Origin of the sequence: Burkholderia sp. FERM BP-3421, from assembly GCF_028657905.1 — a bacterium.
In the GTDB taxonomy this organism is placed as follows: Bacteria; Pseudomonadota; Gammaproteobacteria; order Burkholderiales; family Burkholderiaceae; genus Burkholderia.
In genome coordinates this window covers 1,453,530-1,477,127 of record NZ_CP117781.1, presented here as the reverse complement: position 1 = coordinate 1,477,127, position 23,598 = coordinate 1,453,530, and the positions used below count along the sequence as shown (strand labels likewise).

General features: G+C 69.3%; 18 protein-coding genes and 1 pseudogene. 8 read left to right on the top strand and 11 right to left on the bottom strand.

Going from position 1 to position 23,598, the window contains the following annotated elements:
* Nucleotides 1-291: 291 nt before the first annotated feature.
* The 4 genes and pseudogenes from Bsp3421_RS09480 to Bsp3421_RS09465 form a co-directional block, all read left to right on the top strand.
* Entirely contained in the window at nucleotides 292-2,481 is a 2,190-nt protein-coding gene (locus Bsp3421_RS09480; protein ID WP_273998233.1) for a glycoside hydrolase family 3 C-terminal domain-containing protein, read from the top strand.
* A gap of 502 nt (nucleotides 2,482-2,983) precedes the next feature.
* Entirely contained in the window at nucleotides 2,984-3,256 is a 273-nt protein-coding gene (locus Bsp3421_RS09475; protein WP_273998232.1) for a hypothetical protein, read from the top strand.
* Nucleotides 3,257-3,291: 35 nt separating this feature from the next.
* The gene (locus Bsp3421_RS09470) at nucleotides 3,292-4,689 is read left to right on the top strand and encodes an MFS transporter (protein ID WP_273998230.1); all 1,398 of its coding nucleotides are present in this window, start codon (nucleotides 3,292-3,294) and stop codon (nucleotides 4,687-4,689) included.
* A 187-nt stretch (nucleotides 4,690-4,876) separates the two neighbouring features.
* Nucleotides 4,877-5,035 (top strand): annotated as a pseudogene (locus tag Bsp3421_RS09465) (pirin family protein); the annotation flags it as partial.
* A gap of 269 nt (nucleotides 5,036-5,304) precedes the next feature.
* On the opposite strand, the gene Bsp3421_RS09460 reads toward Bsp3421_RS09465, so the two are convergent.
* Genes Bsp3421_RS09460 through Bsp3421_RS09410 form a run of 11 tightly spaced genes read right to left on the bottom strand, consistent with a single transcriptional unit; the run spans nucleotide 5,305 to nucleotide 17,518 of the window.
* Entirely contained in the window at nucleotides 5,305-5,694 is a 390-nt protein-coding gene (locus tag Bsp3421_RS09460; protein ID WP_273998229.1) for a DUF4150 domain-containing protein, read from the bottom strand.
* 11 nt (nucleotides 5,695-5,705) lie between these two features.
* Nucleotides 5,706-6,341, bottom strand: coding sequence for a DUF3540 domain-containing protein (locus tag Bsp3421_RS09455; RefSeq protein ID WP_273998228.1), 636 nt, complete (start codon nucleotides 6,339-6,341; stop codon nucleotides 5,706-5,708).
* A 49-nt stretch (nucleotides 6,342-6,390) separates the two neighbouring features.
* Nucleotides 6,391-7,470: a pentapeptide repeat-containing protein gene (locus tag Bsp3421_RS09450; RefSeq protein ID WP_273998225.1), complete on the bottom strand. Its 1,080-nt coding sequence runs from the start codon at nucleotides 7,468-7,470 to the stop codon at nucleotides 6,391-6,393.
* Nucleotides 7,467-9,887 (bottom strand): DUF2169 family type VI secretion system accessory protein, encoded by a 2,421-nt coding sequence (locus Bsp3421_RS09445; RefSeq protein ID WP_273998223.1) that lies wholly within the window; start codon nucleotides 9,885-9,887, stop codon nucleotides 7,467-7,469. The genes Bsp3421_RS09450 and Bsp3421_RS09445 overlap by 4 nt, the downstream gene beginning before the upstream one ends.
* Before the next feature lie 31 nt (nucleotides 9,888-9,918).
* Nucleotides 9,919-12,189 (bottom strand): type VI secretion system tip protein TssI/VgrG, encoded by a 2,271-nt coding sequence (tssI, locus tag Bsp3421_RS09440; protein WP_273998222.1) that lies wholly within the window; start codon nucleotides 12,187-12,189, stop codon nucleotides 9,919-9,921.
* Between the two features lie 53 nt (nucleotides 12,190-12,242).
* Nucleotides 12,243-13,358, bottom strand: a complete 1,116-nt coding sequence (locus Bsp3421_RS09435; protein WP_273998220.1) for a type VI secretion system protein TssA — start codon at nucleotides 13,356-13,358, stop codon at nucleotides 12,243-12,245.
* On the bottom strand, nucleotides 13,355-14,434 hold the full coding sequence (gene tssG / locus Bsp3421_RS09430; RefSeq protein WP_273998218.1) for a type VI secretion system baseplate subunit TssG: 1,080 nt from the start codon (nucleotides 14,432-14,434) through the stop codon (nucleotides 13,355-13,357). Before tssG ends, Bsp3421_RS09435 begins: the two co-directional genes overlap by 4 nt.
* Complete coding sequence (tssF, locus tag Bsp3421_RS09425) at nucleotides 14,434-16,323, bottom strand: type VI secretion system baseplate subunit TssF (protein ID WP_273998215.1); 1,890 nt, start codon at nucleotides 16,321-16,323, stop codon at nucleotides 14,434-14,436. Before tssF ends, tssG begins: the two co-directional genes overlap by 1 nt.
* A 25-nt stretch (nucleotides 16,324-16,348) precedes the next feature.
* Nucleotides 16,349-16,921 carry a type VI secretion system baseplate subunit TssE gene (gene tssE / locus Bsp3421_RS09420; protein WP_273998213.1) on the bottom strand — a complete coding sequence of 191 codons (573 nt, stop codon included), beginning with the start codon at nucleotides 16,919-16,921 and terminating at the stop codon, nucleotides 16,349-16,351.
* Nucleotides 16,908-17,060 carry a hypothetical protein gene (locus tag Bsp3421_RS09415; protein WP_273998211.1) on the bottom strand — a complete coding sequence of 51 codons (153 nt, stop codon included), beginning with the start codon at nucleotides 17,058-17,060 and terminating at the stop codon, nucleotides 16,908-16,910. The genes tssE and Bsp3421_RS09415 overlap by 14 nt, the downstream gene beginning before the upstream one ends.
* A complete protein-coding gene (locus Bsp3421_RS09410) occupies nucleotides 17,057-17,518 on the bottom strand; it encodes a TagK domain-containing protein (protein WP_273998210.1) in 462 nt (153 codons plus the stop codon). The genes Bsp3421_RS09415 and Bsp3421_RS09410 overlap by 4 nt, the downstream gene beginning before the upstream one ends.
* A gap of 649 nt (nucleotides 17,519-18,167) precedes the next feature.
* Here Bsp3421_RS09410 and tssH point away from each other — a divergent pair.
* From tssH to Bsp3421_RS09390, 4 genes are all read left to right on the top strand, one after another.
* Entirely contained in the window at nucleotides 18,168-20,849 is a 2,682-nt protein-coding gene (tssH, locus tag Bsp3421_RS09405) for a type VI secretion system ATPase TssH (protein WP_273998208.1), read from the top strand.
* Nucleotides 20,850-20,885: 36 nt separating this feature from the next.
* Entirely contained in the window at nucleotides 20,886-21,428 is a 543-nt protein-coding gene (tssB, locus tag Bsp3421_RS09400) for a type VI secretion system contractile sheath small subunit (protein ID WP_273998206.1), read from the top strand.
* 38 nt (nucleotides 21,429-21,466) lie between these two features.
* Entirely contained in the window at nucleotides 21,467-22,963 is a 1,497-nt protein-coding gene (gene tssC, locus Bsp3421_RS09395) for a type VI secretion system contractile sheath large subunit (RefSeq protein WP_273998204.1), read from the top strand.
* A gap of 105 nt (nucleotides 22,964-23,068) precedes the next feature.
* On the top strand, nucleotides 23,069-23,554 hold the full coding sequence (locus Bsp3421_RS09390) for an Hcp family type VI secretion system effector (protein ID WP_273998202.1): 486 nt from the start codon (nucleotides 23,069-23,071) through the stop codon (nucleotides 23,552-23,554).
* The last annotated feature ends 44 nt before the right edge of the window (nucleotides 23,555-23,598 follow it).

The following is a 23,598-nucleotide window of genomic DNA, read 5'->3' as shown; positions in this document are numbered from 1 at the left end:
ATCGGAAATTTTTTCATGCAAATAGTTGCGTACGCAACCTATTGATCCATTCCCGCTCCCATCCTCAATTTCCATCGACCAAGGGAAAACACCGATGCTGTAGTCAGACTACTTTCATACCATGACTCGCTATGGAGTCTGGCTATACCCACCTGAACGAGCCCGAGCCCCATCCCGCGCGCTGCGCGGCGCGCCATCCCGGCATCGACACCTCCGGCGAAGGACGTCCGCGTCCGCCGCCGGCCGCATCTCGCATCACCGCACCAGACGATCCCATTCATGGAGAGAGACATGAAGGTCAACCGTTGGCCGGCCGCCGCGTTGCTGGCGGCCGCACTCTCGAGCGCGCACGCGGACACCCCATCGAGCCCGGCCGGCTTCGACGCCGGCACGGCATCGGTCGCGCACCGGCGCGCCGCCGCGCTCGTCAAGCAGATGACGCTCGACGAGAAGCTGCGCTTCATCCATTCGCAATACGCGATGAGCGACGTCCCGGGCGGCGGCGCGGGCTATATCCAGGGCGTGCCGCGCCTCGGCATCCCCGACCTCAACATGGTCGACTCGGCAACCGGCTCGGGCAGCACCTCGCAGCCGAGCACGACCTTCCCCGCGACGCTCGCGCTCGCGGCCAGCTGGGATCGGCGCCTGTCGTTCGACTACGGCGCGCAGGTCGCCAGGCAGTTGCGCGCGCAAGGGTTCGCGATGGGGCTCGGCGGCGGCACGAACCTCGCCCGCGAACCGCGCGGCGGGCGCTTGTTCGAATACCTCGGCGAAGACCCGCAACTGGCCGGCGAGCTGCTCGCGGAACGCACCGAAGGCACGCAGCGCGAGCGCGTGATCGCGACCATCAAGCACTTCGCCGGCAACGAGCAGGAACACGGCCGCATGGGCGGCAACAGCCAGATCGACGAGCGCACGCTGCGCGAACTCTATCTGCTGCCGTTCGAGATCGCGGCGAAGCGCGCGCAGCCGGGCAGCGTGATGTGCAGCTACAACCGCCTGAACGGCGACTATGCGTGCGAGAACCCGCACCTGCTCAACGACATCCTGAAGAACGAATGGGGCTTCGAGGGCCAGGTGCAATCCGACTGGGGCGCGACGCACAGCACCGCCGCCGCGATCAATGCCGGGCTCGACGAGGAAGAGGACGTCGGGCCGACGGTCTACCTGACGCCGCAGGCGGTGCGCCAGGCCCTCGCGAGCCATGCGATCTCGTCCGCGCGCCTCGACGACATGGTGCGCCGCAAGCTCTACGTGATGATCCGCACCGGCGTGCTCGATCACCCGCCCAAGGGCGGCGCGGTCGATTTCGCCGCCGGCACCGCGTTCGCGCAAACGGTCGCCGAACAGTCGATCGTGCTGCTCAAGAACGACGGCGATCAACTGCCGCTCGCGGCATCCGCGTTGAAGCGGATCGCCGTGATCGGCGGCCATGCCGACACGGCCGTGCTGTCGGGCGGCGGCTCCGGCAACACGCGCGACCCGGTCAGCGGCGCTTTCGCGGGCTGCGGCGGGCTGAGCTTCGGCGCCGCCACCGGTTGCAGCTGGTGGCGCAATCCGTGGTTGAAGATCGACGTGCCGATCGTCGCCGCGCTCCAGGCGCTCGCGCCCGCCGCGCAGGTCGGGTTCGCCGGCAACCGCGACCAGCAGTCGCCGTTCCGCGCCTACACCGCGCAGGAAATCGCCGATGCCGTCGCGCTCGCGCGCAATGCCGACGTCGCGATCGTCGTCGTCGCGCAACCGGCCGGCGAGGACTTCGGCGATCTGTCGAGCCTCGGCCTCGCGAATCCATCGAACCAGGATGCGCTCGTCGACGCGGTCGCCCGGGCCAACCCGCGCACCGTGGTGATCGTCGAGAGCGGCAACCCCGTGTTGATGCCGTGGAAGGACCGCGTCGCGGCGATCGTCGAGGCGTGGTATCCGGGCGAGGCCGGCGGCAAGGCGATCGCGAACGTGCTGTTCGGCAAGGTCAACCCGTCGGGCAAGCTGCCCGTCACGTTCCCCGCGCGCGACCAGGACACGCCGACCTGGGGGCCGGACGGCGCGTTCCAGACCGACCCGGTTTACGCGGAGAAGCTCAATATCGGCTATCGCTGGTACGACGTGAAGAACATCGCGCCGCTCTATCCGTTCGGGCACGGGCTCTCCTATACGCGCTTCGGCTATTCGGGGCTGTCGGTGCGGCACGGGCCGGACGGCGCGCTCGAGGTCGCGTTCACCGTCCGCAACGACGGGCGCGTCGCCGGCGCGGAAGTGCCGCAGGTCTATCTCGCCGTGCCGTACAAGGACGAGCCGCCGCGCCGGCTGGTCGGCTGGGACAAGGTTGCCCTGAATCCGGGCGAGGCGCGCCGCGTGCGCATCCTCGTGACGCCGCGCATGCAAAGCGTCTGGGACGACACCCGGCGCACCTGGCGCCAGGTCCCGGGCGGAACCGTGTATGTCGGCGCGTCGTCGCGCGATATCCGGTTACAGGGAAAGTAAGCCCGCGCCGGGCGGCGCATCCGCCGCCCGGCGCGCATGAGCGCCGCAGCGCCCCTCATGCGATCGGCCCCCGCCGATCGCGGCATTCATTCCCCCGTCATCGACGTCACGCGCGTCGCGACATAGCCGCGCCCCCTCGTTTGACGTCCTTCGGATTGACCTCACATCGACACCTCCGTCGATTATCTTGCGGCTGATATCAGCACCAGGCTGACAAAGCGTAACTTCACCCAATATGCTGACGTCGAAGCAGCGTCGCGTCGAATTCCTCGGCGGGTTCGCGCCGCGCCATGCGCTGCGGGTCGCCGGGCGGTCGCGCTGATCGGAGCCGGCCTGCCGCGCCTCCCCGGGTCGGACGCCCGCTTCGACGCGGACGAGGCACGCGGCGGTGTCGTGCTCGACTCGACGCGCCTCGGCGGCGCGCCCCGATGCGCAGCGCCTGATCGACGCCCGCCCGCCGCAGCCGGGCCTGCATCGGGATCCGTCGCCGCTGCCGCGCCGCATGGCCGAGCGCGGCCTGTTCAGCCGCCTTCGCAACCACCGCGGCGACGCGCCGTTCGATACGGGCGCCATCGACGTCGCCGCCGCACCCTGCCGTCCACGCCCCGCGAACGGCGCGCCGAACAAAGGGCTGTACGTGCGCGGCATTCGCGCGGAACATACGCGCTGGCTCATGCCGATCGGCAACGGCCGCCTCGGCAAACGAGGCGACTTCACGCGCGACGCCGCCCCGATCGCCGCCGCTATCGCCAGCATGCGCGCCGCCCCGGAATGAGCGCGCCCACTTCGACCGACGAACCCACGAGGAACATGGACCGCTCCCGCTCACGCCCCGCCGCCTCTCTAACCTGGGTCACGCTCACCGCCAGCTTCGGCTTCTCGGTCGGACAGCTCGACGTGACCATCGTCAACGTCGCGCTGCCCCGCATCGGCCGTGAACTCGGGATGCCGCTGTCCGGCCTGCAATGGGTCGTCGACGCCTATGTGCTCGCGTTCGCCGTGGTGCTGTTGCTGGCCGGCACGCTGTGCGACCGGTTCGGCGCGCGACGCGCGTACCGTCTCGGGCTCGCGGGCTTCGCGCTGGCCTCGCTCGCGTGCGGCGCCGCGCAGGGCCCGTGGCAGTTGATCGCCGCGCGCGCCGCGCAAGGGCTCGCGGTCGCGCTGCTGGTGCCGCCATCGCTGAGCCTGATCAACCATGCCTGCGCGGGCCAGCCGCACCGCCGCGCCCGCGCGATCGCCGCCTGGACCGCGGCCGGCGGCATGTCGATCGCGCTCGGCCCCGTGCTCGGCGGCATGCTGCTGCAAGGCTTCGGCTGGCGCAGCATCTTCCTCGTCAATCTGCCGCTGTGCGCCGCCGGCCTCGCGATGACGCTGCGCGTGCCGGAAACGCCCCGCGCACACGGCCGCAGCCTCGACCTGCTCGGCCAGCTGCTCGCCATGCTGAGCCTCGGCGGCTGCATCGCCGCGGTGATCGAATGGCGCACGCTCGGCGCCGCGCATCCGCTGGTGTGGGGCGGCGCGCTCGTCGCCGTCGTCGCGGGCGTCGGTTTCGTCTGGAGCCAGACGCGCCTCGCGCAGCCCATGCTGTCGCTCGAACTGTTCCGCATTCCCGATTTCAGCACGGCGATCGCCTATGGAATGACGATGAACTTCACGTACTACGGGATGTTGTTCGTGCTGAGCCTGTTCCTGCAAAACGTGCACCACTACTCGGCGATGCAGGCAGGTTGGGCTTACCTGCCGCTCACCGGCATGCTGTTCATCGGCAATGTGCTGAGCGGGCGCGTGGTCGATCGCTTCGGGCTGCGCCTGCCGATGGCGCTGGGCGCGGCGCTCGACGCGCTCGGCTTCCTGCTGCTGGCGCAGCTCGATCAGGACAGCCGCTTCGCCGCGATGCTGCCCGCGTTCGTGCTGATCCCGGCGGGCATGGGCCTCGCGGTGCCCGCGATGACCACCGCGCTGCTCGGCAGCGTCGAACATACGCGCAGCGGCATGGCATCCGCCGCGCTCAATGCCGCGCGGCAAGCGGCGGGCGCGATCGGCGTCGCGCTGTTCGGCGCGCTCGCCGCCGGGAGCGGCGAGCAGTTCGTGCGCGGGATGCGCGGGGCCGCGCTCGTCTCCGTCGTGTTGCTGGCCGGTTCGGCCGTGCTGGCGTGGCGGATGATCGGCCGGCCGCTCGGCCACGGCGGCGCGCGGCGCGCCGATTGAACCGATTGAACCGATTGAACCGATTGAACCGATCGAACCGATCGAACCGATCGAACCGCGCGGCGCGCCCGGCCCGCGCGTCTCGGCAGCGCGCGTCTCAGTAGCGCGCGCCCGGCGGCGGCGCGGGGTGCGTCGCGGGCGTCGTCTTGCGCACCTTCGCCACCTGTGCGGCCGTCACCGGCGCCTCGGGGAACGCTTCATCGAATGGAATTTCGTCTCCAGCTCGCGCGACGCGATCGCGATCGCGAGCGCGCGGCAAGCCTGGGCCGCGCAGACCTTCGGCAAGGTTCCCGGCGAGGAACACGAGTGGACGCGCCAGCCGCCGGCCCGTTCGGGCCCGCGCTGAAGCGGCGACGGCGGCGCCCCGCGCCGCGGAGTCGGCCTGGAGGAAACGCTTCACCTCGCCCGCGAGCCCGACGGAAAGCAAGAACCCGTTATTGGGATGCCCCGCCCTTCCGCCAGCGTGCCTTCGTCGTACGTGGCGTTGCCGATCGAGGTCGCGCCGACGGCCGCCGCTTGCGCCAGGCCCGCGCGCTAATTGAGGCCGTCGTCGGCGCCGCCCACGCGGATGCGCGGCAAACGCCGGGCACCCGCGAACGAACCCATCCCGCCCGCTCACCGCGCCAGGGTCTGCACGGTCATCTGGCTCGGACTGATGCCCATGCCGATGGTGTTCCCGTTGTTCTGCTGGGTCGGATCGGTCATGCGCGTGGCCGGCATCCCCGCGATCAGCACCGTGTTCGCGCCGGCGACGTTGCGGGACATGCTCGAGACGGTGCCCGACACGACGCCGCCGAGCGCTCCCGCGCTGTCGCCGCTCGACTTCGGCACTCGCGTCGCGAGATTGTGGATCGTGCCGCCGCCGACGAAGATCGTCGGCACGTTGGGAATCGCCGCCGCACGCTCCGCGAGGTTCGGATAGGAACCCGGCGAGGACGTCGGTGGTGTCCAATTGATCGTGACAGCGAAATTCAGTCCGGCCGCGCCGGAGTTCGCCCATGGCATCGTGTCGCCCCCTAGCCCAGATGGATCTGCCCGGCGTCGATCTTCGCCAGTTGCTCGGCCGTGACCAGCGTGTGTTGCGCGTGCAGGCGCAGGCTGCTGCTTGCAGCATGATCGATATGCGCCGCGCGCAGGTGTTCGACGGTTTCCACGGTCCGAAAGCTGCTGCGGCATGCCTGGGCGACGTGATCCAGCACCATCTCCAGGCTCTTGCCGACCACGCGCAGCGCGCCGAAGCGGCTGCGCAGCACGCCGCCCGTCAGCGACGCCTCGTCCGCCCGCAGCGAGGCCTCCCGCGCCGCCAGCGAGACGCGCCCGGACTCGAGCGTCAGTTGGTCGGGGCTCGTCACGCGCACCGTCCGGGTCGCTTCCAGCACCAGGTCTCCGTCGACGCGAATATGCACGCCCTCCGCGCCGGGACGCGACAGGATCGCCGTCACATACGCGCAGCGCGGATCCGCCCCGGACAGCGCGACGCGGTCGCCCTCGCGCGGTTCGACCAGGCAGCTGAACGCGCGCCGGGCGCGCAGCGTCGCGCCGTCCGCCTCGACCACGAACACCGCGCCGCCCAGATCGCGCAGCACGGTCGCCAGACGCTCGGGGACGTCCGGCACACGCCCCTCGTGCAGTTGCTTGACTGTGGAATGCATTGCCCGCCTCCTCTTCGTGAAGATTCGATGCGCGGCGCGTCGCGCCGCCTCATGCGTCGTGCTCGCGCCGCCGATCCCGCTGCCTCGACCAGGCCTGCGCCTCGGCCAGCGCCGCATCGCGTTCAACCGCGCCCGGTTGTGCGCGCCAGTCGATGGCGGGCGCCCGCGCCCCGTGGAACGCGGTCAGCGCGAAGCCCGCCTGCTCGAAGGTCGCGCCGCTCAGCTCCGCATACGCGAAATCCGCGCCGTCGAGCCCGGCCCCCGCAAAACATGCGCCACGGCAGCGCGCGTGCTCGAACACCGCGCGTTCGAGCCGCGCGTGGGCGAAATCGGCGTCCGTGACGTCGGCCTGCGACCACACACTGCCCGGCATCGCCGCGTCGCGACACACGATGCCGCGTGCGTTCGCCTCATGAAAGATCGACAACGGCGCGTCCACGCCGTCCAGGCGCGCCGCCGTTAATGTCGCGCGCTGGAAATTGCACTGCGCGAGCCGCGCGCCGCTCAGGTCGACGCCGCTCAGATCCGCGCGTGTGAACTGGCAGCGCTGCATCCATTGTCCGCACAGGCGCTGGCCGGCCAGCGCCGATTCGGCGAACACCGCATCGGTCAACTTCGCCTCGGCGAACCGGACCTGCGTCAGATCGAGCCGGTAGAACACCGTCTTGCTCACGGCCGCGCACGTGAAATCAGCCCCCGCCAGCCGCGTGTCGCTGAACATCGTGCGCATGAGCCGCGCGCCGTCGAAGCGGCACGACGCGAGATCGCTGCCCAGGCAATTGAATCCGTCCGCGCGCGCGTCGATGAATTCGGTCCCCGCCGCGTGCGTCGCATGCAGCGTGCAACCGTCCAGCACGCTGCCCGACAGCACGACGCCCTCGAAGCGACATTGCTCGAACACGCTCTTCGTCAGATCGGCGTGCCGCAGGTCCACGCCCCGCAACAGGCAGTCGCGGAACACCGCCTCGCCCAGCCGCGCGCGCGGCAAGCTCGCGCCGACGAAATGCACCTGCTCGAAGGTCGCGCCGGCCAGGTCGGCATCCGCCAGATCGTGCGCCTCGATCAGCACGTTCCGCACGACCTGCCCGTCGCGCAGCGCGGCGCGCCATGCGGCGCCGGCCGCGCTCATGCGCGCGGCTCCGCGCGCGGAAAACGCATCGCGTCGACGAGGTAGGCGTCGTCCCAGCGCGTATCGGCATCGGTCAGGATCTGCGCGAGATTCGCGCGGAACAGGTTGGCCCGGCGCAGGTCGGCCCGGTCGAGCCGCGCGCCGCGCAGAAAGCCGCCCAGCAGATCGGCGTCGCGCAGATCCGCACCGGCGAGATCCGCGCGCGCGAAACCGCCGCCGTCGATCTTCGCGCCGCGCAACCGCGCGCGTGGCAGGCGCGCCCCCGTGAAATCGCAATCGTCGAGCCACGCATCGCTGAAATCGGCCGCTTGCAGATCCGCGCCGCGAAAATTGCTTTCGCGCACGATCGCGGCGGAGAAATCGACGCCGGCCAGCCCGCTCGATTCGACGAAGCACGCGTGGCTCACGCGCGCGCGATCGAAATGCAAGGGGCCGGGCCCACGCGCGCCGGAGACGCCCAGGCCGTCGATCTGCGCGCCCGAGAAACGGAGCACTGTGAGCGGGCATTGCATCAGCAGCAGCTTGCTGATCGTCGCCTCGGAAAAGTCGACGGTATCGAACGGCTGTTCGATGAAGACCAGGTTGCTCAGGTGAGCGCGGCTGAAATCCACGCGCAGGAATGCACAGGACTGAAAACGGGTATCCGCCAGCCGCGCCCCCGGCAACGCGCAGTCCTGAAAGCGCACGCGCTCCACGACGCACTCGCTCAGGTCCGCGCCCGAGAAGTCGGTCTGTTCGCACCTGGCCAACGACAGGTTCGCGCCGCGCAGATCCGCGTCCGCAAGCCGTGCACGCGCGAGATTCGCGCGCACCAGCACGGCGCGTCCCAGCGTCGCGCCCGTCAGGTCCGCGTCGCTCAGGTCGGCGTTTTCCAGCAGCGCGCCGGCCAAGCGCGCGCCGCGCAGGTTCATCCCGGCGAGATGCACGCCCGTCAGGTCCACGCCGTCGAGCGAGCCCCCGTCGGCCAACGCGGCGGCGACCCGCGCACGCTGCGCGCCCGATTCGACCGCGCTCAGCCGCGGCGGCGCGACCTGATGATGCGCCGCGTGCAGGTACAGCTTGCGCAATCCGTCCTGCGCATGACTGCCGCGCAGCGCAGGGTCCGCGCGCGTGGCGCGCGGCGGCCCGGACTGCGCGTGCGCGGATGTGGATGCCCCATCGTCCGGGGGCGCGTCCTCGAGCATGCGCGCCAGTTCGGCGCGCCGCGCGGCGGCCTCGGCCTCATGGCGTTCGACGAATTCGAGCAGCTGGTCCGCGCGCGGCGGCGTCTCGACCGTCGCGTTCGGGAACGCGCTCAGTTGCGCCCGCGCCCGTGCCTGCCGCACGCCCGGCGGCCCCATCTCCGGCGCGTCGACGTCGAGATACCGCGCGGGCAGCAGGTCCTGGTCGCGCAACGCATACAGCGCGGCCTTCTCGTGCCGTGTACGCCACGCGATGACCTGCCGATACCAGTCGTCGGGCCGCGCATGCCCGCTGTCTTCCGCGCCGAGCAGCAGCGCGTCGAGATCGCTCGCGTCGTATTCGCGCAGCGGCGCGACGCCGTGATAGATCAACACCGCACGCGCGCGATGCGGAATGAACCAGACGGTCGTCAGCCGCATCGGCACCGCTTCGGGCGCCTCGTCGCCGGCCCGCACCACGAACGCGCGCGCGCGCAAGGCCGGCAGGCGGCCCGCGATCAGCGCGTGGTCGGGATGCAGATGCCGCAATTCGTAGGACGCGCCGTCCGGGAACGCGGACGCGCCGGGCAATTGCTGATCGGCCGGCGCGATGTTGAAGTAGCGCGGATCGAGCGTGCGCGGAAAACCCGGACAGTCATGCTCCAGCCACTGCCGGTCGTACTCGCCGGACAGGCGCGCCCGCGCCGGCCAGGCCGCATCGAGCGGGCGAAATCCCGCGGGCACCGGCCGCGCCTCCGCGTCGCGGCCCGGCTCGGGCGGATAGACGATGACGGGCGGTACGCTCGCGCTGTCCGCAGGCGGGACGGCGCCGTGACCGAGCGGATTGTCGGCATGGTCCGCGCCGCCGCAGGCATAGGTCCAGTCGAGCGCCAGCCGCTCGAACGGGCGCGGCGCGCCGGTCGGTCCGTCCGGCCGCTCGCCGCATACGCGCAGGCGTTTGTGCAGGCCCGCGATGCCGACCTCGACGTCGCAGACCCCGCCGCCCGGCGTGGCCGCATGCTTGCCGTAGGCATAGCCGGACACGAGAAATTCCGGGTGCGGCTTCGGCAACGCCATATCCAGCGTATCGCCGCGCAGCTCGTCGGCGACGAGCCCCCACAATTCCTGTTCGGTCAGCAGCCGGGGGATTTCCTCCAGCGTCGCGCCGACGAGCGCCGCGATGCCGAAGTGCTCTCCGCCCAGCCTTCGGTAGGCGCGCGTCAGCAGGCTCATCCTGCATGGCTTGATGATCTTCATGAGCGATCCCGATTCGGGTTGTCAGGCAGGGTCAGTATGTGATCTTGATGCCGTCGATCAGGGTGCAATCCGTCGTCTTCCTCGCCACCGCCACGCTCGTTTCGGTGATGCTCGCGCCGGTCCACGTGACGCTGGCGCCGGTCGCCGACGTACTGAATCCCGTCGTGCTCGCGCTCGCGCCGACAACGCTGCCCTGGAAGCCGTTCAGCGACAGGTTGACCGGCGTGGCCGACGACGACGTCCCGTTGACCGTCGAATTCGAATTGCCGCCCGTCACCTGCGTGGTATTGCCGGCGTTCACGCTGAAGCTGTCGCCGAACACGACCGCGGTCGACATGCCCAGGTTGGTCGAGTTGGCGACGGTCGCCGACTTGTTGCTCAGGAGCGCCGCGATCGCCTGGAGCGCTTGCGCGACGTTGCCGGCCAGCGCGGCCAGCGGCCCCGCGCTTTGCATCTGCTGTTGCTGCTTCAGCGGTTGATAAGGCTGCTGTCGTTGCTGCTGCTGTTGCTGCTGCCGAAGCGGCTGCTGCCGGGCAGGCTCCGCCGCCGCGCCGCCCCCGCCCCCGCTCAGCAAGCGGATCAGGCGATCCAGCGGCGAGCGCGTCGACGGCACCGGAAACGGCTCCAGCCCTACCTGCACCAGATACTTTTTCCCGACCGCGAGCGTCGCGTCCTGTTCCACCGACACGTCGTAATTGCGCTCCGCGTGCAGCTTGATCTGCTCTTCCCCGGGCTTGTCCTCGAAGCGCAGCATGTTCGCGTTGTCGCCGCTGCCGGCCGGCGTGCGCGTCAGCATCCCGCTTTGCGTCGCATGGTCGGGCAAGGGCCACGGCGGCATGTGCAGCGCGTTGTACACCTGGCCCGTCACGATCGGCCGGTCCGGGTCGCCGTTCTCGAAATCGACGATCACCTCCGCCCCCACGCGCGGAATCTGGATGCCGCCGTAGTTGTTCCCCGCCCACGCATACGACACCCGCACCCAGCACGACGAATTCTGGTCGCGCCCCGGCGAGCGATCCCAATGGAACTTGAGCTTGACCCGCCCGTACTGGTCGGTCCAGATGTCCTGCCCCTGCGGCCCCGTCACGATCGCCGTCTGCGGCCCGCGCGTGCGCGGCCGGGGCGTCGTGCGCGGCGGGCGGAACACCGTCGTCGCCGGCTGCACGACGAACGACGTCTCGATCCGGTACGCGCCGCCGCCGCTCGCGCCGCTCGTCTCGGCGGCGGTCAGCGTCGCGCCGAGCACCAGATACGCGCGATTCGCGCTCAGTTGCGGATAGCCCGCCAGCCGGAAGGTCGTGCCGCACACGATGTCGCGGACCTTGCCGCGCCCCGACGCGCGCTCGCCCTGCGCGCGCAATTCTTCCATCCGTACCTGCGCGACATGCGCGCCGTGCGCCGGATCGGTATAGTCGCCCGGCCATTCGTAGCGTTCGAGGCCGTTGTGCGCGGTCTCGGCGGGCAATGCGTTCTCGACGCCCAGGCGCGCGTTCGGATGCTCGAAATCGAAATCGTCGGTGCGCCAGCGCCCCGGCTGCAAATGCTCCGAGGTATTGAACACGTCGATGTACTCGGCATCGATCTTGTGGCCGGGCGGAAAGTAATGCAGGGTCTGGTAGGCGACGCTGTCCACCGGCCGGTGCGCGCCGAGATGATCGACGAGCACCATCCTGTGCACCTGATTCGTGTGTTCGAAGAACCAGTAGATGCCGTGCTCCTGCATCAGCCGCTGGATGAACGCGAAATCCGTTTCGCCGTACTGCACCTGATAGCCGAGCACCGGATAACGCCGGCTGAGGCGCTTGTCGTAGGAATACGAGTACGTGCTCAGCACCTCGTCGATGATCTCGTCCACGGTGCGATTCTGGAAGATCCGGCTGTCCGAGCGCTGGTCGGCCAGATAGATCCACGGCTGCATCGTCAGCCGGTAGCGGCACTGCCGCGCCGTTTCGCCCTCGAAGCGCGCGCCGGTCACGATTCCGCTGATCTCGCGCTTGCCCCGGCCCACGTTCGAGGCCGTGGCGCGGCCCGCTTCGCCGGGCACGAAGGCCCCCATCCCGTCGAGCTGGATGGTCACGGTCAGCGCCTTGCCGATCATCGCCTTCAGGTCGAGATTGGCGGCGCGCAGGTCCGGCAGCGCGGGGTCAGGCGGCGTCACGCAGGTCAGCGTGTACGCGTAGATCTCCGACAGGCGCTCCGCGCCGCGGAGCGCGCTCAGTTCGAGCACGGGAACGCCGTCGGACGTGGTCGGCAACGCGGGACCGTTGACCGAAACCGTGCGATCGGGACGAAAGATCGGCATGTCTGCCCTCCCAGGAAACGATATGGATCGATGCCGCGCGTCGGCTGGCGCGCTCAGGATTCGTCGTTGCTCCACTGCGCGAGCAATTCGGCCGGAATCGCCCGCACCACCTCCGCGTAGCCTTTCCCGACGTAGTGCTCCGCGCGCCGCAGCAGCACCGGAATCGGGCTGCTCGGTTCGTGCTGTTCGAACCACAGGCGCGCGGCGCGGATCAAGTCGCGCGCCGCGAGCCGGTCCGCCGGCCCGTCGGACGCCGGGTGCGGCCACGCCGCCGCGACGACGGCCGGCGCGGCATGGGTCGGCGCCGCACCAGCCGGTGCGGCGACCTCGGACGGACCCGCCACGGGCGGCCGCGCCGGCACCCCATGCGCATCCGGCTCGGCCGGCGCGGCCTCGGGCGATCCGGCCTCCGCGCGTTCGCGACGGCCCGCGACATGGCGCAACAGGTTCGCGAGCGGCCTCAGGTCGGGCGTGAACGCGCCCAGATGTTCGAAGCTCCACAGCTCGATCGCGGTCACGCCCGCGAGCGCGTCGTCGAAACCGGCAAGCGCGGCACGCTGCTGCGCCTGTATTTCGTCGAGCTGGCGCGCGACCGATTCCGGCGCCAGCGCATCGCCGGGTCGCGGTTGGGCGAACGCGCGCTCGACATCGCGCACCTGGAGCCGCGCCGCGCTCGAACGCGTCAGTGCGATCTCGCGCACATCCGCGAGCAGGCCGTCGCCGTCGGTCAGCGCCTGCAACGCGTTCATGCGGATCTCCAGCGCGGCTTCGTGGTCCGCGTCGACGTCGGGACGCGGATGCAGCGTGTCCGGAAACGCCGTCAGCCATCCCGCCAGCAAGCCGATGCCTTCCGCGAGCCCGACCGCGCCGGCCAGCCGGGTCCGGCAACGCGTGAACAGCACGGCGACGCGCATGTCCTTGCTGCGCATCATCAGGCGCAGGCAGTCGCGCTCCGCGTCGCTCCAGCTCACCGGCTCCGGCGAGCCGACGAAGTCGCCGTACTGCGCATCCGGGCGCGGCGCGACCTTGGCCGACAGCACCACGAACTCCGGGTCGTATTCGAGATCGACGCCGCACGGCGCGGCCGGCTCGATCGGCGTCATCCAGTCGTGTCCCTTCGCCGTGCGGGCGGACGACGCCTTCGTCGCGGCTTTCTTCGTCTGGTTCATGGCGCGTCTCCTTGGTTCGGGCTCTCCGTGTCGCGCGCGAATCCGCGCGCGTAGCGCTCCGGCTCGAAGCGCATGCCGGTCACCGGCTCGTCCGACGGCGAATGGCCGAGCCATCCCGACCAGCCGAGCTGCTGCGGCCCGCCCACCACCGCGGGCGGCGCGCAGTTCGGCTTGATGCGCAGCTCCAGCTCCCATTCGAACTCGTAGCCGATGAACGCGCGCACCCATTCGACGAGCCGGGGCAAGGCCTCGCCCTGCGGCGTGAGACGCTGGTAGGCATCGATCTCCAGCGGACCGATCACGAGACGGAACTTGCACTGCCGGTCCGGCACGAACTCGCCGAGCATCGCGCTTGCCGCCATCACCGAGGCGTCGCCGGGCTTGCCGAGGTGGAAATGCTCGCCGGCGTCGACCTCGATCCAGTGGAAGACGTTTTCCTCGAGCGCCACCGGCACGCCGAAATAACGCGCGAGCGTCGCCCTGAGGCCGTCCGGGTTGCGCGCCTCGCGCACCAGATGCGGCGTGGCGGACAGGCGCGCATGCGCGGGCAGCGGCCCCGCGCCGATCTCGTCCGGGTCGAGGCCCGCGAGACTGGCGACATAGAACGAGAAGCGCTCGTCGGCAGGACGATCGAGCCCCGCCGCCGCCTGCGCGGACGCCCATGCGCGGTACAGCAGCGTCAGATAGCGGTGATGAAACAGGTCGAGAAAGTCCACCAGCGTCGCGTCGCGCCGGCTTTCCTCCCGATCGCGCGCGATCTCGGTCACATGGATCGGCAACGGTCCGTTCGGCCCGAGCATGCCCAGGCCGAACAGCCGCACCTTGAGCCGGCCGGCCGCGGCCCGCACACTCGCGATTTCGCGCGCCGCGAATGCCAGGCTCGGTTGCTGGCCGAGCCGGAACGGCTCCGCGTGCGGACGCCGTGCGGTCCCGATCGGGTCGATGCGCGGGTCCGCGCCGATGCGCCGCAACAAGGTCAGGAAATCGTAGCGCCACGGTTCGGCCCTCAGGCGCTCGACCAGTTGCGGCGACAGCGCGACGCCGCGCGCGTCGTCCGTGGCGGCGTGGTCGGCCATCACGCCCCTCCTCGCGCGCCCATCCGCGCCGGCCAGCGCGCAACCTGCCCGCGCTGGATCGAATGCAGTTCGGTCTGCGTAAATACATTGATCGATACGTGCCGCGCCAGATAGTGTTCGAGCACCAGGCCGAACAGATAGGGGCTCACGCCCGAGAATCCCGGCTCGTCGACCGTCAACGCACACTCGATGCCGCGTCCGAACACGAGCGGGCCCGCGCCCGGCAGCTTGCGCGTGACCGGCTGCGTCCTGACGCCGATCAGGCTTTCGATCTGGCGGCGGTTGTCGGCGTCGTCGCCGGTCAGGAACAGCCGCAGCAGATCGCGCAGGCCTTGTCCGCCGGTGCGGTGGTCGAGTGCGTCGAGCGGCAGGTAGTTGAAGTTCAGCTGGCGGATCAGCCGCCACGCGACGTCGCGCTCCGCATAGGGCGCCTTCGGCGCGCTCGGCGCGCGGATCAGGCCGACGCTCGCGAGCGGCGCCGATTCGGTGACCGTCAGGTCGTGCACGCCGTCACGCGGCACGAGGCTCGGCAGGTCGCGGTTCGTCACCAGCGCATCGACCGACAGGTAGCGGATCTCCTCGCCGTACGGCGCTTCGTTCTGGTCGACCAGCGACACGAACATCTCGGTGCCGACATAGGGCGTGCGCGTGCCGTACCGGCGTGCCGAGTCCGAGGTCAGGCGCTGCTCGCGGCGGGTCGAGAAATAGCGGCCGTGATTGCGCTCGTCGTCGTTGAGCGTCTGGTACAGCGGCCGGAACTCGAGTTCGGCGGAGGTCGCCGCGACCTGCCCGTGCATCGCCTCGACCGAGAACACCTCGTAGTCGAGCGGCGCGAGGCGCGCCGGCAGCAGGTGGAATTCGGTGCGCCCCACGCTCAGTTCGAGGCGGTCCGTGTGCCGGGGAAACAGATTGATCACGGGCGTGCAGAACAGCGCGAAGTGCGACGCATCGACGACGCTCTCCAGCCGCTCGGGCGACTGGTCCAGCAGCACGACGATCTCGACCTCCTGGCCGCGCACCCGGCTCAGTCCCGGCGCAAGGCCGGTCAGCGCGACAAAGTAGAAGCGCGCCGGACATGCGAAGTATTCGTGCAGCAGATTGTTGCCATGAAATTTCGACCAGCTCAGCGGCAGCAGGCCCTGGTCCGCGCCGAGCCCCTCGTGATCCACCGCGTTGACCGTCACCGCCGCGAGCGGCCCGCCCGGCCCGGCGAATTCGCCGGGCGCCGCGATCAGCGTCGCGACGCCCGCGACGTGCAGCAGTTCGAACAGATGCGAGGCCGTCTGGTCGTCGCCCGCGAGATACAGCGGCAGCCGGTCCAGCCCCTTCAGATCCCCGACCTGCGTATTGCCGGTGGTGCGCAGGCGCAGGCGCAACGCGCCGCGCACCTGCGCGCCGGCCGGCACGTAGCGGTCGAGCGCCGGGATGTCGGGTGGAATGCCCGTCAGCGCCGCGCCGACGATCTCCAGCGGATAGAGCACGACATCCTGGCTGCTGCGGAACCGGCAGGCGGTCTGCTCGCCGTCCGGCACGCGCGCGGTGAAGCTCGTTCCGCGCGCGACCCGGAAACCGTCGGCGAGATGGCCCTCGGTGCGGCTCGGATACAGGCGCGCGACCGCCATCGACGGCGTGGGCGCGACGTAATTCGGATACAGCACTTCCAGCAGCCGGCCGGTAAAGCGCGGGAATTCGGCATCGAGCTTGATCTGCATCCGGGCCGCCATGAAACAGAACGACTCGATCAGTCGTTCGACGTACGGATCGGCCACCTCGTCCGCCTGCATGCCGAGCCGTCGCGCAATCTTCGGATGCGCGCGCGCAAACTCGGCCGCGAGTTCGCGCATGTAGATCAGTTCCTGGTTGTAATAGTCGAGCAGTCGCGGGTCCACGGTTGGCGTCCGGTGTCGGCGTGCGTCAGCTGACGCGCATGCCGGTGATGTTGACCTGGCTCGTCTCGAGGTCGAGCGCGCTTTGCACCAGAAATTCGAGCGGATACGGATCCATGCGGATCAGGCCGCGCACCTCGAACGAGACGACGTTCGCGCGCGCGAGCGCCGTCTCGTCGCGCGTGGGCGCAATGACCAGCCGGTCCGGAACCAGACGCGGCTCGAAATCGGCGATCACACGCCGGATGACCTGCTCGATCTCGGCCCACCGGCGCGACGCGATGAACGCGCCCGCGAGCGGCGGCATGCCGAAATTCAGCGTCGATGCGGCCGCTTCGGGGTAACGCTCGCGATCGATGTGCTCGTCGATGTTGGTCGTGTTGAGCAGGAATGCGAGATCGCGCTGCACGATCGCGCGCATCTGCGCGCGCGTCACCGCGTATTCGGCCGGCGCTTCGGTCTGCCGGTGCGGCGCGTCGTCGCGCAGCCGGTCGAGCAGCGTCGGCAGCAGCCGGAGGTTCGTGCGACGCGGCCTGGCCATGCCCGTGCTGTCCGGGCGCGTCGGTTCGCCGCCGCCCGCGTCGTGATCACGCCGATTCATGCCGGCCTCCGGACAGTTTCACGCCGCGCGCCGCGCCGAACCCGCGCGGCGCGCGTCCGGGCAGGCTTTCGGCTTCGGCGCGAATGGTTGGGTACGCAACGAAGCGTCGACGTTCTCCGATCGCGGCATGGGCTTTCATGTGCGCGGCTCCGCTGCCGCGCGCGGCGTCGCGAGCGGGCTGTCGATCGCCAGCGCCTGGTGTTCGCGCCGCGCCAGGGCGGGCGGCAGGCTTGTCGTGCGGCGGCCCGCTTGGTGCTCGGCCGGCGCGAACAGCCTCAGGATGTCCGGAATGGGTTCGTCGGCCGCCGGGTCCGGCGCATCGGCCGGCCCGAGCAGGCCCAGCACCTCGTCGATCGTGCGCGCGCGGGACAGCAGGAGATCGATCGGATCGGCCGGCTCCTCGCCGCGCGCCGGCGGACTCGGGGCGAGCGGCGGCGGCAGAGGCGGCCGCGCCGTCTGCGCGGCCCATTCGTTCGCGAGCGACGCCAGCGGCGCGTCGAGCGCACCGCAGTATTGCTCGTAGAGCGTCTGCACGAGATCGCGCGGCGCATCCGACGCCGCATCCGACGCCATCGCCGGCCCGACCAGTTCGAACACCCCTTCGTCAACCGCGGCGACGCATTCCGCCGATGTCGTCCCGCGGCCCCGCCGCCCCGTATCGGGCTCGCGGGAATCCGCCTTGCTGCGCCGAAGCCATTTAAAGACGAGCATGGTCACCCCGATTAATCGTGGATATCAGTCGAAAATTCGAATCGGAACGAATTTCGATACATCCGCCCGATTACTTCTCGCGGTCGCGCAATCACCATCCAATAAGACGCATTACATTGGCCTCATTAGTTAATAAACAAAGCGCCTTCCAATGCCATCCAAAATCAGAATCGACACTTTATTTTATGCGGCGATGACGCATTCAAAGGATCGCCAAAAACCATTTGATACCAGCGCAATGCCTTTGTCCACCTACATTTCCCGGATATTGTCAAAATTTGACAATCGGCCGTTTCGATAAAATAAACACTCATCCAATTTCTTCAAATAAATAACCACCCATTTATGGTAGTTGACCGCCAATTAAGCGCGGCAAAATAATCCACTCCAATTCGATTCCCCAAAAATCAAAATCAAACACCGACCACTCCGGAAAAATTCAAACCGGAGCGCTTTAAAAAATAATCCACGGACCGATTCCAATACGCATCGCGCTGAAAATCGTGACGGGGTAACGCAGAGAGAAGGATTCTTCATGGCGATTTCACGTCAGGCGTTGTTCAGCAAGCTCGACGGCAGTCTCTTCAAGGCCATCGAGTCGGCGACCGCCTTTTGCAAGCTGCGCGCCAATCCCTACGTGGAGCTGGTTCACTGGCTCCACCAGATCCTCCAGCAAGCCGATTCCGACCTGCATCGGATCGTCCGGCACGCCGGCATCGAACGCGATGCGCTCGAGCGCGACATGGCGCGCGCGCTCGCGGCCCTGCCCGCCGGCGCCGGTGCGGTCAGCGATTTCTCGCACCACGTCGAAACGGCGGTCGAGCGCGCCTGGCTGCTGGCCACGCTGCAATTCGGCGACCGGCGCATCCGGGGCGCGTGGCTCGTCGCCGCGCTGGCGGGCACGCCGGAACTGCGCCGCGTGCTGCTGTCGATCTCGCCGACGTTCGCGAAGCTGCCGGCCGACGGGCTCGACGAACGGCTCGCCGGCTGGATCGACGGCTCGCCCGAAGCCGGCGCGCCCGACCTGACCGCGCCCGACGCCGCAGCCGCGGCCGGCGCATCGCCGGCGGGCACGCCGCTCGACCCGTTCTGCACGGATCTGGTTGCGCGCGCACGCAACGGCGAGATCGACACCGTGGTCGGACGCGAGCTGGAGATCCGCACGATGATCGACGTGCTGCTGCGCCGCCGCCAGAACAATCCGCTCCTCACCGGCGAGGCGGGCGTCGGCAAGACCGCCGTGGTGGAAGGACTCGCGCTGGCGATCGCGCAGGGCGACGTCCCGCCGAAGCTGGCCGACGTCCGCCTGATGAGCGTCGATGTCGGCGCCCTGCTCGCCGGCGCGAGCCTGAAGGGCGAATTCGAGGCCCGCCTGAAAGGCGTGCTGGAGGCGGCCGCGAAGTCGCCCTCGCCGGTGATCCTGTTCGTCGACGAGATCCATACGCTGATCGGCGCGGGCGGCCAGGCCGGCACCGGCGACGCGGCGAACCTGCTGAAGCCCGCGCTCGCGCGCGGCACGATCCGCACCATCGGCGCCACCACGTGGGCCGAGTACAAGCGTTACATCGAGAAGGATCCCGCGCTGACGCGCCGCTTCCAGGTGCTGCAGGTGCAGGAGCCCGAGGAAGCCGCGGCGATCCACATGGTGCGCGGGCTCGCGCCGATGTTCGCGCGGCACCACGGCGTCGTGGTGCGCGACGAGGCGATCCGCGCGGCGGTGGCGCTGTCGCATCGCTATATCCCGTCGCGCCAGTTGCCCGACAAGGCGATCAGCCTGCTCGACACCGCCTGTGCGCGGGTCGCGCTGTCGCAGCATGCCGCGCCGCGCGAATTGCAGCACCTGCGTCAGCGCCTGCACGCGGCGCGCGTCGAACTCGCGCTGCTCACGCAGGAAGCCCGCCTCGGTTTGGCCGCCGAACAGGCGGACGGCGACGCCCGGGCGCGCATCGCGGCCTTGAGCGCCGACGAGGCCGCGCTCGACGCGCGCTGGCAGGCCCAGGCCGAAGCGGCGCGAGCGTTGCTGGACGCCCGCGCCGCGGCGTTGGCGAACGAGCCCGGGCCGGGCGACGGCGAGGCGCTGCGCTCGCTCGAACGCCGCCTCGTCGCCGCCCAGGGCGAGCAGCCGCTCGTGTTCCCGGAAGTCAACGAGGCGATCGTCGCCGAGATCGTGTCCGACTGGACCGGCATTCCGCTCGGCCGCATGGTGACCGACGAGGTCGCGGCGGTGCGCACCCTGCCCGCGACCCTCGCCGCGCGCGTGATCGGCCAGACCGAGGCGCTGCGCCAGATCAGCGAACGCGTGCAGACCGCGCGCGCGCGGCTCACCGATCCGCGCAAGCCGCTCGGCGTGTTCCTGCTCGCCGGACCGTCCGGCGTCGGCAAGACCGAGACCGCGCTGGCGCTGGCCGAGGCGCTGTATGGCGGGGAGCAGAACCTGATCACGATCAATCTGAGCGAGTACCAGGAGGCGCACACGATTTCCGGGCTCAAGGGCGCGCCGCCCGGGTACGTCGGCTACGGCGAGGGCGGCGTGCTGACCGAGGCGGTGCGGCGACGCCCGTATTCGGTGGTGCTGCTCGACGAGATCGAGAAGGCCCACGGCGACGTGCACGAGATGTTCTTCCAGGTGTTCGACAAGGGCTACATGGAAGACGGCGACGGTCGCTTCATCGACTTCCGCAACACGACGATCCTGCTGACGAGCAACGCCGGCGCGGCGCTGTGCGCGGCCCTGTGCGCCGATCCGGCCTGCGCGCCCGACGCCGCGGGCCTGCGCGACGCGCTGCTGTCCGAACTGCTGAAGACGTTTCCCGCCGCCTTCCTCGGCCGCGTGAGCGTCGTGCCGTATCGGCCCCTCGACCCCGCCGCGCTGTCGCGCATCGTGCGCCTGCACCTCGATCGCGTGGTCGCGCGCATGGCGCAACAGCACCACATCGCGGTCGACTACGACGACGCCGTGCTCGCCTACATCGTCGAGCGCTGCCTCGTGCAGGAAACCGGCGCGCGGGTGCTGGTCGGTTTCATCGAGCAATACGTGCTGCCGCGCCTCGCCGCGCTGTGGCTCGACACGTTGGACACGCACGCCGTGCTCGCGCACATCGGGATTGGCGTAGCGGATCCAGCCGCGCCGGCACAGGACGCGCTCGTGTTCCGCCCGAGCCTCAAGGCTCCGGCGACGTCCGCACCGACGCCGGTTTCCGCCGGGCAGGCCGCCTAGCGCCTGCCCGCCTTTCCTTCGTTCATGGAGTCACGCATGTCCACATCCGGCAGTTCTCAGAAATTCATCGCGCGCAACCGCGCGCCGCGGGTGCAGATCGAATACGACGTCGAAGTCTACGGATCGGAGAAGAAGGTCGAGCTGCCGTTCGTGATGGGCGTGCTGGCCGACCTGTCGGGCAAACCGGTCACGCCGTTGCCGTCGGTGGCCGACCGGCGCTTCCTCGACATCGACATCGACAACTTCGACGAGCGCATGAAAGCGGTCGGGCCGCGCGTCGCATTCGCGGTGCCCAACACGCTGACGGGCGACGGGCAACTGATGGTCGACATGACGTTCGAGAGCATCGAGGATTTCTCGCCGGCCGCGATCGCGCGCAAGGTCGAGCCGTTGCGCCGGCTGCTCGAGGCGCGCACCCAGCTCGCGAACCTGCAGACCTACATGGACGGCAAGTCGGGAGCCGAGGCGCTCGTGAATCAGCTGCTGCAGGACACGGCGCTGCTCCAGGCGCTCGCGGCCGCGCCGAAACCGCCCGCCGACGACGCGGACGGCGCCGGCCGCGAGACCGACGCACGGTGACCGATCGCCATCCCATCTTCGTTTCCGAGGAAGCCATCATGAAGAAAACGCAAGCATCGACGGCGCTCGCCGACGCGCCGCAGACCGAGTCGGATTTCGCCCGCCTGCTCACGCACGAGTTCCGGCCCAAGACCGAACAGGCCCGCGAGGCAGTCGAGTACGCCGTGCGCACGCTCGCCGAGCAGGCGCTGCAACAGGCCGCGACGATCAGCGACGATGCGTACAAGAGCATCGCGTCGATCATCGCGCGGATCGACCAGAAGCTGTCCGAACAGATCAACCTGATCCTCCACGACGAGGATTTCCAGAAGATCGAATCCGCCTGGCGCGGGCTGCATCACATGGTGTCGAACACCGAGACCGACGAGCGCCTGAAGATCCGCTTCATGGATATCTCGAAGGAGGAGCTGCGCCGCGCGATGCGACGCTACAAGGGCCAGGCCTGGGACCAGAGCCCGCTGTTCAAGCAGATCTACGAGGAGGAATACGGCCAGCTCGGCGGCGAGCCGTATGGCTGCCTGATGGCCGACTACTACTTCGACCACACGCCGCCCGATGTCGACCTGCTGGGTTCGATCGCGAAAGTGGCGGCGGCGGCGCACACGCCGTTCATCTCGGGCGCGTCGCCGTCGGTGCTGCAGATGGAGTCGTGGCAGGAGCTGGCGAATCCGCGCGATCTCACCAAGATCTTCACGCAGAATCTCGAATACGCGTCGTGGAATTCGCTGCGCAACATGGACGACGCGCGCTACATCGGCCTCGCGATGCCGCGCTTCCTGTCGCGCCTGCCCTACGGCGTGCACACCAACCCGGTCGACGAATTCGACTTCGAGGAAGTCACGGACGGCGCCGATCACCGCCGCTATGCGTGGACCAACGCCGCCTATGCGATGGGCGTGAACATCAACCGCTCGTTCCGGCAGTACGGATGGTGCTCGCTGATCCGCGGCGTCGAATCGGGCGGCACGGTCGCCAACCTGCCGTGCCATACCTTCCCGACCGACGACGGCGGCGTCGACATGAAGTGTCCGACCGAGATCGCGATCTCCGACCGGCGCGAGGCCGAGCTGTCGAAGAACGGCTTCATTCCGCTCGTGCACCGCAAGAACACCGACAACGCGACCTTCATCGGCGCGCAATCGCTGCACAAGCCCGCGGAATACGACGATTCGGACGCCACGGCGAACGCGAACCTGTCGGCGCGCCTGCCCTATCTGTTCGCGTGTTCGCGCTTCGCGCACTACCTGAAGTGCATCGTGCGCGACAAGATCGGCGCGTTCAAGGAGCGCGAGGACATGCAGCGCTGGCTCAACGAATGGATCATGAACTACGTCGACGCCGATCCGGCCAATTCCTCGCAGGACACCAAGGCGCGCCGCCCGCTCGCGGCGGCCGAAGTGCTGGTCGAGGAAGCGGAAGGCAATCCCGGCTATTACCAGGCGAAGTTCTTCCTGCGGCCGCATTTCCAGCTGGAAGGCCTGACCGTGTCGCTGCGGCTGGTCGCGAAGCTGCCCTCGATCAAGGAGGCCGCCTGAGTCCACGCGGGGCGGCAGCCTCGGCCGGCCGGACGCGCGAACCCGACGCGCAGCGCCCCGCGCGTCCGGCCTTCTTCATTGTCATTCACCACAGAGAGCAAGCACATGGCTCAGGATATTTTCTTGAAGATCGACGGCATCAACGGCGAATCGCTCGATGAAAGCCACAAGGACGAAATCGAGGTATTGAGCTGGGACTGGCAGATCCTGCAGGAATCGTCGATGCATGCCGGCAGCGGCGGCGGCGCAGGCAAGGCGTCGGTCCGCGATCTCACGTTCGAGCACGCGATCGATCGCGCCAGCCCGAACCTCATGAAATACGCGCTGACCGGCAAGCATGTCGACCAGGCCGTGCTCGTGATGCGCAAGGCGGGCGGCAATCCGCTCGAATACCTGAAGCTCACGATGAGCGACGTGATCGTCACGCGCGTCCACCCGTCTGGCAACAGCATCGACCATGCACTCAGCCGCGAGACGGTGTCCCTGTCGTTCGCGCGCGTGAAGCAGGAGTACGTCGTGCAGAACGCGCAGGGCGGCAGCGGCGGCGCCGTCACGACCAGCTTCGACATCAAGGGCAACAAGGAAGCCTGAACGGCGGACCCGCGCATCCGGCGGCGGCTCCGAGCGCCGCCGGA